Annotated in this window: 12 protein-coding genes and 1 pseudogene; 1 reads left to right on the forward strand and 12 read right to left on the reverse strand. The window is 73.3% G+C overall.

Annotated features, from left to right (window positions below):
* Nucleotides 1-86 precede the first annotated feature (86 nt).
* The 5 genes and pseudogenes from OHN19_RS38045 to OHN19_RS38065 all read right to left on the reverse strand — a co-directional run.
* Nucleotides 87-431, reverse strand: a pseudogene (locus OHN19_RS38045) (ArsR/SmtB family transcription factor); the annotation flags it as partial.
* Between the two features lie 153 nt (nt 432-584).
* Complete coding sequence (locus OHN19_RS38050; RefSeq protein ID WP_174269059.1) at nt 585-959, reverse strand: hypothetical protein; 375 nt, start codon at nt 957-959, stop codon at nt 585-587.
* Between the two features lie 217 nt (nt 960-1,176).
* Entirely contained in the window at nt 1,177-2,973 is a 1,797-nt protein-coding gene (locus tag OHN19_RS38055; protein ID WP_330268546.1) for a SpoIIE family protein phosphatase, read from the reverse strand.
* A gap of 51 nt (nt 2,974-3,024) precedes the next feature.
* Entirely contained in the window at nt 3,025-3,324 is a 300-nt protein-coding gene (locus OHN19_RS38060; protein ID WP_330268547.1) for a hypothetical protein, read from the reverse strand.
* Complete coding sequence (locus OHN19_RS38065) at nt 3,321-4,142, reverse strand: phytanoyl-CoA dioxygenase family protein (protein WP_330268548.1); 822 nt, start codon at nt 4,140-4,142, stop codon at nt 3,321-3,323. The genes OHN19_RS38060 and OHN19_RS38065 overlap by 4 nt, the downstream gene beginning before the upstream one ends.
* Before the next feature lie 70 nt (nt 4,143-4,212).
* On the opposite strand from OHN19_RS38065, the gene OHN19_RS38070 reads away from it, so the two are divergent.
* Complete coding sequence (locus OHN19_RS38070) at nt 4,213-4,998, forward strand: AraC family transcriptional regulator (protein WP_330268549.1); 786 nt, start codon at nt 4,213-4,215, stop codon at nt 4,996-4,998.
* A gap of 24 nt (nt 4,999-5,022) precedes the next feature.
* On the opposite strand, the gene OHN19_RS38075 is transcribed toward OHN19_RS38070, so the two are convergent.
* The 7 genes from OHN19_RS38075 to OHN19_RS38105 all read right to left on the reverse strand — a co-directional run bounded on the left by OHN19_RS38075 (nt 5,023) and on the right by OHN19_RS38105 (nt 12,781).
* Entirely contained in the window at nt 5,023-5,892 is an 870-nt protein-coding gene (locus OHN19_RS38075) for a metal ABC transporter permease (RefSeq protein ID WP_330268550.1), read from the reverse strand.
* Nucleotides 5,889-6,689 carry a metal ABC transporter ATP-binding protein gene (locus OHN19_RS38080; protein ID WP_330268551.1) on the reverse strand — a complete coding sequence of 267 codons (801 nt, stop codon included), beginning with the start codon at nt 6,687-6,689 and terminating at the stop codon, nt 5,889-5,891. Before OHN19_RS38080 ends, OHN19_RS38075 begins: the two co-directional genes overlap by 4 nt.
* The gene (locus tag OHN19_RS38085) at nt 6,686-7,624 is read right to left on the reverse strand and encodes a metal ABC transporter solute-binding protein, Zn/Mn family (protein ID WP_330268552.1); all 939 of its coding nucleotides are present in this window, start codon (nt 7,622-7,624) and stop codon (nt 6,686-6,688) included. The genes OHN19_RS38080 and OHN19_RS38085 overlap by 4 nt, the downstream gene beginning before the upstream one ends.
* A gap of 108 nt (nt 7,625-7,732) precedes the next feature.
* Entirely contained in the window at nt 7,733-8,632 is a 900-nt protein-coding gene (locus tag OHN19_RS38090; protein ID WP_330268553.1) for an amidohydrolase, read from the reverse strand.
* Nucleotides 8,633-8,733: 101 nt separating this feature from the next.
* Nucleotides 8,734-10,002 carry a DUF2201 family putative metallopeptidase gene (locus tag OHN19_RS38095; protein ID WP_330268554.1) on the reverse strand — a complete coding sequence of 423 codons (1,269 nt, stop codon included), beginning with the start codon at nt 10,000-10,002 and terminating at the stop codon, nt 8,734-8,736.
* Nucleotides 9,999-11,219: an AAA family ATPase gene (locus OHN19_RS38100; RefSeq protein WP_330268555.1), complete on the reverse strand. Its 1,221-nt coding sequence runs from the start codon at nt 11,217-11,219 to the stop codon at nt 9,999-10,001. Before OHN19_RS38100 ends, OHN19_RS38095 begins: the two co-directional genes overlap by 4 nt.
* 77 nt (nt 11,220-11,296) lie before the next feature.
* Complete coding sequence (locus OHN19_RS38105) at nt 11,297-12,781, reverse strand: hypothetical protein (protein ID WP_330268556.1); 1,485 nt, start codon at nt 12,779-12,781, stop codon at nt 11,297-11,299.
* Between the last annotated feature and the right edge of the window lie 80 nt (nt 12,782-12,861).

Below are 12,861 nucleotides of genomic sequence, written 5' to 3' on the forward strand. Positions count from 1 at the left end.
GACACCGAGCCTCCTGCCGGGGCAGCCACGGAGGCCCCTGCCGGGGTACCCACCGCGCCCCCCGCCGGGGCTGCCGCCGCGCCCCCCGCCGGGGCTGCCGCGGTGTCGGCCTGCTGGAGTTGGGTGAGGAGCTGATTCTGGCCGGCGAGGAGTTCGGTGAGGATGCGGCGGGCGGCGCGCAGGAGTTCGGCGACGTCACCGCCGGCCAGTGCATAACTCACCGTGGAGCCCTCCCGGATGGACACGACGATGCCCGACCGCCGGAGGACGGCCAGCTGTTGGGAGAGGCTGGACGGCTCGATGTCGATGTCGGCGAGGAGGTCGCGGACGGGCACCGGCCCGTGCTGGAGCAGCTCCAGGACGCGGATGCGCACCGGGTGGCCGAGCATGCGGAAGAAGTCCGCCTTGGCCTGGTAGAGGGGGACCTGCATGGGGCGCTCGCTCCCTGCCGGACGGTACGGGGTCGTCGGTGCCGATCCTGCTGGTCGGGGACGCCGGGCGGCCGCGGATTGGACTCATGTGGATGTGGCGACTTGCAGAAGTCTTCACATCGTGGGCGCGCGGCGGCCCCGACCGAAGCGGGACTAGACCTCCAACTGCTCTTCCACACGCTTGAGTTGGTGGCGCGCCATCGCCAGGTTCGAGCGGGCCTTGTCGAGGACCAGATACAGGAACAGCCCGTTGCCGTTGCGGCCGGTCACCAGACGGATGAGGTGGTACTGGTGCTCGAGCGTGATGAGGATGTCCTCGATGTTGCTCTTGAGGCCCAGCTGTTCCATAGTCCGTACCTTGGCCCGGATGACGTCGGTGTTGCCGGCCGCCGCGACCGTCGTGTCCAGGTCCTTCCCCCCGCCCAGGGTGCCCAGCGCCATCCCGCTGGTGTAGTCGACGACCGCGGCCGCCATGGCCCCTTCCGTCCCGGCCATCATCTCCTTCAGCGACACTTCCACACTCGCCACGGTGCCTCCCTTGTGCCTGTGGGTCGCGGCGGGCCCGTGCCGGGTCCGTCCGCCGGATCTTTGGACCGTATGCGCGTCGCCACGGCACCGGGCGGGGTCTTCGGGACTGCACCCCGTTGACTGAACACCGACTGAACACGGACGCGACGAGACCGCCTTCCGGGTCACAACTGGCCTTCAGGAGGCCGAAGATGACGCCGTCGGGTCGGCAGGGTGCTCAGTGGGTGCGGGCCGCCAGCAAGGTCACGTCGTCCTCCGAGCTGGCCGGGGCCAGCTGGTCGAGGACGGTGGTGAGGATGTCCGGCAGGGGGTGTCCGGAGGCGATGGGCAGGGCGGTGAGCGCGGCGAGACCGCGGTCTATGTCCTCGCCCCGCCGCTCCACCAGCCCGTCGGTGTAGGCGAGCAGCAGGGAGCCCGGCGGCAGCGGGCAGTGCCGGCTCTCGTACCCGCCGGAGCCGGTGCCCAGCGGCGGGCCGACGGGGAGGTCCGCGAGCTCGGGGACGGCATCCGGCCGGACCAGCAGGGGCGGGACATGGCCGGCCGTCGCCAGGACCGCGTGCCCGGCGACGGGGTCCAGCAGGGCCAGCACACAGGTGGCGACCCGGTCCAGGTCGAGCACGTGGGCCGTGCGGTCCGCCTCGGTGAGCAGCCGGTCGGGGTCGAGGCCCTGGAGGGCCAGGGCGCGCAGCAGTGAGCGGTACTCGCTCATCGCCGCGGCGGCCCGCACCCCGTGCCCCATGACATCGCCGACCACGAGCAGGGTGCGTCCGCAGGGCAGGGCGACGGCGTCGAACCAGTCCCCGCCGACCTCGGCGCCCCGCCCGGCGGGCAGATAGCGGCTGGCGATCTCCACACCGGGCCCCGGGGTGTGCGGGGTCGCCAGGAAGGCGCGCTGCATCTCCAGCGCGGTCTCGTGTTCGTGGGTGTAGCGCAGGGCGTGGCCGATGCCCGTCGCGGCCCGCCCGGTCAGCAGCTCCAGCAGCTCGACGTCCTCCTCCGTGAACTCGGGGGAGTCCGCCCTGCGGCCGACGATGACTGCGCCCACGGGTTCACCGCCGGCCATGAGCGGCAGATAGGCCACGGAGTGCAGCTCCAGGGCCCGGTAGCGCTCCAGCCGCTGCCGGGTCGGGGCGAGCAGGCGCACGGTGTCGTCGTCGGGCCGGTTGAGCACCATGGGCTTGTGGCCGGTCAGCACCTGGGTCATCGAGGAACTGGCCTGGTGGAAGATCACCTCGCCGCTCCTGGTCATGGGGGTCAGCGGCTCGGGCGTACCGGGCGCGGCCGCCACCGCCATGCGCCGCAGCCGCACCGGCACCGGTGTGGCCGGGGCCTTGCGCGTGCCCTCCGGGTCGAGGACGTCCACGGCGGCGTAGTCGGCGAACCTCGGCACCAGCAGATCGGTCAGCGCCCGGCAGGCCTCGGCCGCGTCCAGCGTGCTGCCGACCCGGGTCGCGGTCTCCTCCAGCAGCTCCAGGCGCTCCTGGGCCCGCCGCAGCGACTCCCGCTGCCGGATGCCCTCGGTGACCTCCATGACGACCGCGGCCACCCCGAGGACCTGGCCGTCCTCGCCGTCGAGCCGGTGGAACGCGCCGAGCCACCAGCGCGGAGCGTCGACCGGGTCGACGGGCACCCGGCCGTCGAACACGACGGTCTGCGGACGGCCGGTGCGGATCACCTCGCGGGCCACCTCCGCCGAGGACCCGGAGCCCGGGATCACCTCCGGCATGGGACGCCCGAGGTGGTCCTCGACGGGCAGCCCGTTGAACTCCGCCAGGGTGTCGTTGAGGTACAGATAGCGCAGGTCGGTGTCCAGGACGGCGACCGCCGCCGGTGTCCCGTCCAGGAACCGGCGGGCCGTCCACAACTCGTCCAGCGCCTGCCCCGTGCCCGCGGCCCGGGCCGCCTCCGACAGCGCCCGGACGGTCTCCGATTGGAGGAAGGGCGCGGCACCGGCGGACAGACGGGGGTGGGTCATCTGGGGTGAGTCCTCGAAGGGCGGAGTCCGTTTCGTCATACTTATGGCGTATTGGACCACATCTGCGCCATCGAAGCTATGAGCTGAATCTCATCCCGCGCCCTCCGCCCCGTCGACCAGCCGCTCGAAGAAGAATTCGTGCTTGAGGAACGACGTCTCGTGCTCCGCCCCCGGATACGGCGGCACCAGCTGTGAGGCCTGGAACAGCCGCCAGCCGTCCTGGAGGGCCGCGACCCCCGTCTCGTACGGCGGCTCGTCGCTGTCCCCGGTGGTGGGGCGGGTGGTGCCGGTGCCGTCGTACCGGGCCCAGCCCCTGACCCACGAGTCGAGCGCGGAGGTGTCCAGATACAGGACGAGAACCTGCTGACGCACGGTGTTCGGGAGAGTCACGCGGTGCTCCTCTGGGCGGCGGGCCGGTTGTCGATACGGGTGGCCCAGTGCTCGATGTCGAAGTCGGGGTCGCCGGACAGAACGCGCCACAGCCGGACCCGGTTGAGGATCTCCAGCCGGGCGGTGGCCTGCTCGCACCAGGGGAAGGAGCGCGCCAGCTCCTCGCGGACGGCCGGGGCGTCCAGGTCCGCGGTGTCCCACAGCCGCACCTGCGGCACGGTCGGGTTGAAGCGGATCTTGTACATGTGGCGGACGGTGTCGCTGTCGTTGCGCCGCCCGCCGTGCCAGATCCCGTGGTGCAGCAGCATCACCGTGCCGGCCGGGCAGGTCAGCCGGGTCTGACCGCGCAGGTTCTGGTAGCGGCCCGTGTCGGACTCGTTGACCCGGCGCAGATGGGTGCCGGGGACCACGAGCGTGCCGCCCATGTCCGCGGTGACCTCCTGCGGGTAGTACATGAGCTGGACGTCGAACGCGTCCGGCCGCAGATCGATCAGGGCATCCGCGTGCAGCGGCTGCGCGCTGCCCTCGCGCGGCTCGCGGATGTGCAGGGCGTGGTGGTCGACCTCCGGACCCGGACCCACCAGGCTCTCCAACGCACCCGCCACGGCGGGCAGTTCGACGAGCCGACGAGCGAGGGAGCCCTCGGGGAACGCCTTCGGCACGGGCGTGCCGTACGGCACGGAGGGCAGCCCGGCGGCGAAGGCCTCGAGCGCCTCCGCGTTCATCTCCGCGGGCACGACGCCGTCCAGGCGCAGGAAGCCCTGGGCCACGAAACGCGCCACCTGGGCGGAGTTCAGCAGCTGTGGTGTGGTTGGCATACGGCAACCGTAGGAACCGGGACCGCTCACGTCGTGGGCTGTATTCGGCGACCACTGGTAATTTTCCATCATGACCACACACGTCGACCTGGCCCTGGAGCTGCCGCCCCAGGTGGAGAACGCGGGCGTCGGCGTGCACGGCTTCGCGGGCCCGCACGAGGTGTTCCGGCTGCCACGGCTGTGGCAGCTCCATCTCTACGGCTACTCCGGCACCCTCGGTCTCGGCGGCTCCCGGCACCCCATCCGCCCCGGCCATGTGAGCCTCGTCCCGCCGGACACCGAGGTCCACTTCCACTACGACACCGCGCGCTGCGAGCACCTGTACGCCCACTTCCGGCTGCCCGGCGAGGGCGAGCGGCGCCGGGTCCCGGTGATGCAGGACGCCGGTGCCGAGGCGGGGGTGCTGAGCGGACTGCTGCGGCAGACGGTCGCGGCGAACGCGCAGTCGAAGACCCGGGCCGCCGCCGAGCTGTGGACCGTGCTGTGGCGCACCACCGGCCTGACAGCCGCCGAGAGCCGCCCCGGCGCCCGGCACCCCGCCCTGCGCACGGCCGTCGCCCATATCGAGGAGCACCTGGCGGGCCCCCTGACCGTCCCCGGCATCGCCCGTGCCGCGGGCGTCTCGCACACCCACCTGACCCGGCTGTTCCGCGAGGACACCGGCCTCACCGTCGTCGCCTACATCCGGCGCCGCCGCATGGACCGGGCCCGGCATCTGCTGGTCGCCTCGACGCTGGCCATCCCGGCGATCGCGGCCACGGTCGGCATCCCCGACCTCCAGGCGTTCAACAAGGCGTGCCGCAAGGAGCTGGGGGCGTCGCCGCGCACGGTGCGGAACGGGCAGCGCCTCTCCTAGACCGGTGCGGAACCGGCCTAGCTCTCAGGCCGGTGCCGGAACCGTTCGCCGCGCACCCCGGCGCCGGGTCCGGTACCGGCCGACCGCGCCGCAGCCGACGTAGAAGACGAACGAGACCGTGGTGACGTAGGGGCTGATCGGGATGCTGCTGCCCAGGGCCAGCAGGATGCCGCCCTCGATCGAGGCCGTCGCGAAGACCACGCTGAGCAGCGGCAGCAGCACCGGGGACGCGGTGACGCGGGCGGCGGCCGCGGCCGGGGTGATCAGGAGGGAGAGGACCAGCAGGGCGCCCACCACCTGCACGGACAGGGCGACCGCCAGGCCGAGCACGATCATGAAGGCGAAGGAGAGACCGCGCACCGGCACTCCGCGGGCCTCGGCGACGTCGGGATCGGCGCTGGCGAAGGCCAGCGGGCGCCACATCACCGCGAGGGCGATCAGCACCACCGCGGACGTGATCAGCAGCCAGGTCGTCTGCGGGGTGTCCACGGCGACGATCTGGCCGGTGAGCAGGCCGAACTTGTTGGCCGCCCGTCCCTTGTAGAGGGCGAGGAAGAGCACGCCCAGGCCCAGTCCGAACGGCATCAGGATGCCGATCACCGAGTTGCGGTCCCGCGCGCGTGTGCCGAGCACGCCGATCGCGCCGGCCGCGAGCAGGGAGCCGGTGATCGAGCCCGCCACGATGTTCGTGCCCAGCAGCAGCGCCGCGGAGGCGCCCGCGAAGGACAGCTCGCTGATGCCGTGCACCGCGAAGGGCAGGTCGCGCATGGCGACGAAGACCCCGGCGAGTCCGCCGACCAGACCGAGGGCTGCTCCGACGATGAGCGAGTTGCGGACCAGGACGAGGAGTTCGCCATAGTTCTCGAAGTCGAACAGCTGGTGCCAGACGCTCATGGCCGGACCTCCTCGGGCAGGTGGTGCGCGTGCTCGTCGAGGGCGCCGACCACCACGATCCGGCCCTGCACCTGGACGACGTCGACCCGGGTGCCGTACAGCCGGGACAGGGACGCGGAGGTGAGGACCTCGTCGGGGGTGCCGACCCGGTGGCCGCCCGGTGCCAGGTACAGCACCCGGTCCACCAGGTCGAGCACCGGGTTGATCTCGTGCGTCACGAACACCACCGCCGTGCCGTGGGAACGGCGGCGGGCGTCCACCAACTCGGTGACCGCGCGCTGGTGGTGCAGGTCCAGGGAGAGCAACGGCTCGTCGCACAGCAGGATGCGGGGGTCGGTCGCGAGCGCCTGCCCGATGCGGACGCGTTGACGCTCACCGCCCGAGAGCAGGCCGACGGGTACGTCGGCGTAGGCCGAGGCGCCCACGGAGTCGAGGATCTCGTCAACGCGCTTGCGCACGGCGGCCGTTCGCAGACGCGGTCCGAAGCGGTGGCCGTCGATGCCGAACCGCACGAGGTCCCGGGCGCGGAGCATCGCCTGCGCCGACAGGGTGGCCTGCTGGGGGACGTAACCGATGTGCCGCGCGGCCTCCCGGGCAGTGCGGCCGAGGACCGTCAACTCCCCGGCGGACAGCGGCTGCCGGCCGAGCAGGGCCCGCACGAAGCTGGTCTTGCCCGCTCCGTTCGGGCCCAGCACCGCGAGGAACTCCCCTGGCCGCACGTCGAGTTCGAGGTCGCGCCAGACCGTGCGCGGGCCGTAGGAGAGCGCGGCCCCGCGCAGGCTGATGACGGAGCTCACTTGCCCAGCGCGTTCGCGAGCGCGTCGACGTTACCGGTCATCCAGGTGAGGTAGTTCTCGCCGCTGGGCAGGGTCTCCGTCACCGGGACCACCGGGATGCCCGCCGCCTTGGCGGCCTGCTCGGACTTCTCGGTCTGCGGGCCGGAGGTCTGCTCGTTGTAGACCAGCGCCTCGACCTGCTTGCCGGAGAACAAAGCGAGCGCCTCCTGGAGGACCTTGGGGGAGACGTCGGTGCCCTCCTCGATGGCCTCGCTGAACGCGGCGGGCGTCTTGTCGACCAGGCCGCTCGCCCCGGTCATGTACAGCGGCACCGGCTCGGTGATGGCGATCCCCTCTCCGGCGTGCTCCTTCTTGATCTGCGCTTCCTTGGCCTCCAGCGGCTTCAGGTCCGCCTTGAAGGCGTCGGCGTTCTTCGTGTACAGGGTGGCGTTCGCGGGGTCGGCCTTGCCGAGGGCGGCGGCTGTGCGGTCGGCGATCTTCGCGACCGTCGGGAAGTCGTACCAGACGTGCTCGTTGAGCTCGCCGCCCTTGGGGGCTGTCTTGCCGGAGACCTTCACCGCGTTGATCACCTCGGCGGAGGTATTGCCGCCGCTCTTGAGCATGCGGTCCACGAAGTCGTCGTAGCCGCCGCCGTTCTCGACGACGACCTTCGCCTTCGACAGGGCCAGCTGGTTCTGGGTGCTGGCCTCGTAGGAGTGCGGGTCCTGGTCGGGGTCGCTGATGACCGAGGTCACGGAGACCTTGTCGCCGCCTATGCGCGCGACGATGTCGCCGTAGACGTTCGTGGAGGCGACGACGGCGACCTTGGACGCGGCGGCCGGGGCCGCGGACGCGCTCCCGTCGCTCCCGGAGTCCGAGGAGCTGCCGCAGCCGGCCAACAGGGCGACGGAGGCGCCGACGAGCAGCGCGAGGCGGCGGGACGGGGACGTGGACATGGATCCTCCAAGCGCGGTTCTGATTGCCCCGTCACGCTAGATGGAAATGATTGTCGTAAACAGCTCAGGCGGCCGGTATGTGAAAACCGTTGCCATTAATTGACCCGGTCATTCCTTCCCGGTGAGCAGTCTGCGCGGGTTGGCGATCCGGAAGGCGTACGCCGCCGCTCCGCCGAGCCCGTGCCCGGGGTGCTGCGGCGGTTCCGCGTACGGCCGGTCCGAGCCCTGGACCACGGCGTCCACGCCGAGGGCCCGGACGACGGACTCGACCGCGCGAGGACCGTAGGAGGACGTCTCGACGAAGACCAGCGGGTCCGGCTCGCTCCCGCCGTCACCGCGGGCGGCGAACCGCTCGCCGTGCAGCGGGGCGAGCCCGGCCAGCAGCGCGAAGCAGACCCGCAGCCGTGGGTGGCGGGGCCGGCCGAAGGCGCGGAAGGCGAACCAGGCGGCGTGCATCTGCTGGACGTAGGGGACCATCGCGGGCCACCAGCCGGGCCCCTCGGCGCCGCCGGCCGCGGGTCCCGGGTGGACGAACAGCGGCAGGTCGCGCTCTTCCAGCAGCTCGAGCAACGGGGCGCACCGGGCATAACCCTCGGCGTCCACCAGGGCGTTGGCGGGCAGCTGGAGCCCGACGAACCCCTGGTCCAGGGCGTCGGCCGTCGCCCTGGCATCGATGTCGCGCACACCGGCGGCCGCCCACGCCCCGAACGGCTCGGGCAGCGCGGCAGCGCCCTCGTGGTAGGCGTCCAGCAGGGGCCGGGCCTCGGCCGCGGGCAGCCACTCCACGCCGATCGGCGCGGACAGCGAGACGAGGGCCAGGCCGAGGCCGTCGGTGGCGGCGAGTTCCGCGCGCCGGGTCACGTCGTGGTCGGCGGGCGGGAGGTCGTAGGGCGGCTCGCCGTCCAGATACAGGGTCCAGCCGTCGAGACACGGCGGTTCGCGGCGTGACCTCAAGGCCGCCACCAGCGAGGGGCTCCACAGATGCTGGTGCACGTCGACATTGGTCATGACGCTCCTCCCACCCAGGCGCGCAATGTGCTCCGGACATCGCAGGCACCCATGATCTCGTGGCCGACCACCCCCACGTCCAGCCCGGATGCCCGCGGACCTCACCGGGCCGTCGGCGCCGACCCGATCTCGACCACGCGGGCCCACGCCGGCGGCGCTTTCGGCACGTACTCGGGATTGCTCTCGCGTCGAGCCTGGCTCACGCCCGGCCGGGAGAACAGCCCGACGACCGTACGGCACGCGGGCCGCGCGCTCGGCCAGGGCGTCCCGCCGTCGGTGAGGGCCACGACGACGTCCGGTCGGGGATGCGAACGCAGCGCCTTCCGGAAGCCCGTGCGCAGATCGGTGCCCCCGCCGCCGACCAGCGGGATGCCCTCGGACCGGCACAGCGGACGCACCGCCCCGGCCGCCGCGTCGCACGACATCACGTGGACCAGGTCACGGCGGCCGCCCACGGCACGGGCGATCGCGGCCACCTCCAGGAGCGCGCTGCCCAGTTCGTCGTCGCTGACCGAGCCGGAGGTGTCGATGATCACGCACACCCGGGGCGGCCGGCGCCGCAGACTCGGCAGCACCACGCCGGGCAGGCCCGCGGAGCGGCGCGCCGGACGGCCGTAGCTGTAGTCGTCGCCCGCGCCCCCGCCGGAGACCGCCGAGCGCAGCGCCGCGCCCAGCAGGTCCCGCCAGGGCTGCGGCGGATGGAACGCCTCCTCCGCCCACCGCCGCCAGCCCTTCGGGGTGCTGCCGGGCCGCGCGTTGATGCCCTGCGCCACCCGGAAGCGCACCAGGTCGCGCTCCTGCTCGCTCAGCCCGTCGGCGCCGTCCGGCCCCAGGTCCCATTCACGCTCCAGCCCGTCCGCGCCGCTGCCGCAGTCCAGCCAGGACAGGTCCAGGGTGAGCGGCCCGAGGCTGATCCCGCTGACGTACTCCTCCATCAGCCGGTCGGCGGGCAGCCGCAGCTTGTGAGGCTGGACGGCGCCCTTCGGCCGGACCAGCCCGTCGCCGTACACGTCGTCGTTGATCTCGCAGTCCGCGGCGATGTTCATCCGCAGCCGGTCACCCACCCCGGTCAGCCCGCGCTCCCGGGCCAGCCGGTCGCCGCGCCCGTGGTGGTCGCGCAGCAGGTGCGACACCTCGTGCACCCACACGCCCGCCAGCTCCTCCACCGGGGTCCGGGCCACGAACGCCGGCGAGACATAGCAGCGCCAGTACCGGTCGACGCCCATGGTCGGCACGCGATCCGACTTGACGATGTGCAGGGCGAACAGCGCGGTGGCGAGGTAGGGGCGGGTCCGGGCCGCGTGCAGGCGGGCGGCGAAGAGCTTGTCGCGGTCCAGCCGGACCGCCTCCTCGGTGGTGTGCGTGCTCATCGGCGGCCCTTCGCGGCGACCGCGGCCCGGTCCGCGCGCCGGGACAGCGCCACCGTCCCGGCGAGCTTCTCGATCTCCGCGGGCACGTCCCAGTCCTCCGGGCGCAGCGACGCGAGCGTGGTCGCGGGCACCACCACCAGGTCCGGCGCCCCGGTCTCCAGCGCCCGCACCAGCACCGCCCAGGCCGAGTCCCAACGGGCCCGCTCCGGACGGGCGCGTACGGCCGCCACCACGCCGTCGAGCACGGCCTGGCGCAGATCGCCCCGCTCGGGCAGCACGGCCCCCGCCGGGTCGGCGAGCACGTCCTCGGGGTCCGGCAGGTCCAGCCGGTCCAGGCTCGCCAGCAGTTCGAGGCCGGGGCCGTCGCCGACCGTGCCGCGCACGAGCGAGGACAGCACGTCCCGCGAGGAGCCGGCCGCAGTCGCGAAGGCGACCAGGGACAGGGTCATGTCCCAGCTGCGCGGCGACGGCCAGGGCCCGCCCCGCTGGGTCTCCCCGGTGGGCAGCCGGTGCACGAGCGTCGGCCGGGCCGCGAGCAGCCCGCACACCGCGCGCCGCGCGAAGTCCACGGCCCCCGGCAGCTTCTCCGGGTCCAGCCGCGGCAGGGTGGCCCGGGGCCAGGTCCCGCCCAGTCCGCGTACGACGACGTCGTGGTCGTGGGTCCACTGGAGATGGACGAACCGGTTGGCCAGCGGCGGGCTCAGCTCCCAGCCGTCGGCCGCCGAGGAACGGGGGTTGGCGGCGGCCACGATCCGTACCCCGGGCGGCAGTCGCAGGGCGCCGATCCGCCGCTCCAGCACCAGCCGGAGCAGCGCGGCCTGGACGGCGGGCGGGGCGGTGGACAGCTCGTCCAGGAAGACCAGCCCGCGGCCGGCCCGCACCAGCCGTACCGCCCAGTCCGGCGGGGCCATCGGCACGCCCTGGGTCGCGGGATCGTCCCCGACCACGGGCAGCCCCGAGAAGTCCGACGGCTCGTGCACGCTGGCGATCACGGTGGTCAGCGGGAGGTCCAGGGCGGCGGCGAGCTGCGTCAGCGCCGCGGTCTTGCCGATACCGGGCTCACCCCACAGCAGGACGGGCAGATCGGCGGCCACGGCCAGGGTGAGGGCCTCCAGCTGGTCGTCGGGGCGGGGTTCGGTGGTGGAGTCGCGCAGGAGGGCCAACAGGTCTGCGGCGACGTCGAGTTGGGAGGTGGGGGCGAGTGCGGTCATGGGCATGGGGCATCACCTTTGGGTCTTGGGAAGGAGGTGCGTGTGTTCGGCTGTGGGGCCCGGGTCCGGCGGTCCGGGGCCCGTCAGCGGCGGGTCGCGCGGTGCGGACGGGTGCGGTGGTCGTGGGAGCGGCGGCGGCTCGGGCGCGGGCGGAACCAGGCGGGGCCGGGTCCGGTCATGCCCGTTCTGAACAGGCCGTAGGTGATCCGCCGTTGCGCCGCGGCCTCCAGTTCGTCCCGGAGCGGACCGGGGCGCAGCAGTGCCTCGGGTCCGAGCAGACCTTCCACGACGGCCAGGGCGCCGGCGACGTCACCGTGTACGAGGCGTTCGCGGACGCCGTCGAGACAGTGCGGGCGGCGGTGTGCCTCGTCGATGGCCTGGAGGCAGGGGAGCGGGGTGCCGGTCAGCGCGACCAGGAGCTCCTCGCGGCGGATCTCCTCCGGGTCGTGGTCCAGCGGGGCCAGCACCCCGTCGACCAGGCCGATCCGGTGGGGGGCGCCCCGGCACTCCACGGTGCGCGGTTGTCCCGGCCGGTCGGGGAGCGGGGGCGGACCGGTGGCCGCGCGGCCCGGGGCGAGGGCCGCCGCGACCAGGGGGTGCAGCCGACCGGCCTCGATCGCGCCGGTGCGGAGCAGTGCGAGGTCGGGAAGGACCCAGGTCGCCGCGTCGGGCAGGACGGGGACGAGGGGCACAGGGCCATCACACGGCACCGGAACCGCCTGGTGCGGGCCCACCTCCCACACCACCCGCCGCCGTCCCCCGCACCGGACCAACACCCGCCCCACCGACCGCCCTTCGGCGCCCAGCAGAATCCGCGCCTCGGCCGCCCAGCGGTCCACGGCACAGGTGTCGGGCAGCAGGGTGAGCGACTCGGCATCGGTTGAGGGCTCCCCGGGCGGGGTCTGCTGCGGTGGATCCCCGGGCGCGGGCCGTTGTCGTAGCCCATCGACCGCGGACCGCTCCCACAGATCGGGCAGGTCTCCGATCTGGGGCAGTTCCAGAAGCCCCTCATCCCCACGCCGCTCCAGCAGGCTCCCCGCCCCGGCCCGCTCCCACAACTCCCCGCTCCTGCCCGCATCCCACAGATGCCGGTGCAGGTCCAGGCGGAAGCGTGGGTTCGGGCGGGGATGCGGGTGTCGTACGGCGTCGTCCGAGGGGCGGGACCACAACGTGAGGCTGATCCGCTGACCGGCGTCCGCCCAGGCGGGCGCCGTCCGGGCCACGAGGTGCACAGGGCCCTCGGCGGCCTCGTACCGCGCCAGCGTCAGGGTCAGCCCCGGCCGCAACAGCCCGTCCGGGGCGACCCTCGGCATGTGCCAGCGCAGCAGGTCGGGTGCGAGGGCGCGCAGATCCGCGCGGACCCGGGACGCCAGCTCCCGGCCACGATCGCGGGCCACGGCACGGAGGTTGAGGTCTACGTCGAAACCCGCGGCGGCACACGCCCCCGCCCAGTCCCCGGCGAGGCGTCGGGCGGTCGCGGTCTCGATCATGGAGGCCGGCACGGCGAACTCGCGCACGCGCGGCCAGAAGGAGGTACGGAAGTCCTCGTACGCGGTCGAAGGGAGCATCAGCACTCACCTTGCGCGGACGGGACCCCCAATCGCTGAGAGGTGTGAGTCGTCATCGCCGGGGAGCCTAACCCCGGGCC

The sequence above is a fragment of the Streptomyces griseorubiginosus genome, assembly GCF_036345115.1.
Lineage (GTDB): Bacteria > Actinomycetota > Actinomycetes > Streptomycetales > Streptomycetaceae > Streptomyces > Streptomyces griseorubiginosus_C.

Bases quoted from the DNA above. Each gene is read 5' to 3' on its own strand.
- OHN19_RS38055 (WP_330268546.1), bottom strand. From the start codon at position 2,973: ATGACGAAACGGACTCCGCCCTTCGAGGACTCACCCCAGATGACCCAC.
- OHN19_RS38065 (WP_330268548.1), bottom strand. From the start codon at position 4,142: ATGCCAACCACACCACAGCTGCTGAACTCCGCCCAGGTGGCGCGTTTC.
- OHN19_RS38070 (WP_330268549.1), top strand. From the start codon at position 4,213: ATGACCACACACGTCGACCTGGCCCTGGAGCTGCCGCCCCAGGTGGAG.
- OHN19_RS38075 (WP_330268550.1), bottom strand. From the start codon at position 5,892: ATGAGCGTCTGGCACCAGCTGTTCGACTTCGAGAACTATGGCGAACTC.
- OHN19_RS38085 (WP_330268552.1), bottom strand. From the start codon at position 7,624: ATGTCCACGTCCCCGTCCCGCCGCCTCGCGCTGCTCGTCGGCGCCTCC.
- OHN19_RS38090 (WP_330268553.1), bottom strand. From the start codon at position 8,632: ATGACCAATGTCGACGTGCACCAGCATCTGTGGAGCCCCTCGCTGGTG.
- OHN19_RS38095 (WP_330268554.1), bottom strand. From the start codon at position 10,002: ATGAGCACGCACACCACCGAGGAGGCGGTCCGGCTGGACCGCGACAAG.
- OHN19_RS38100 (WP_330268555.1), bottom strand. From the start codon at position 11,219: ATGCCCATGACCGCACTCGCCCCCACCTCCCAACTCGACGTCGCCGCA.
- OHN19_RS38105 (WP_330268556.1), bottom strand. From the start codon at position 12,781: ATGCTCCCTTCGACCGCGTACGAGGACTTCCGTACCTCCTTCTGGCCG.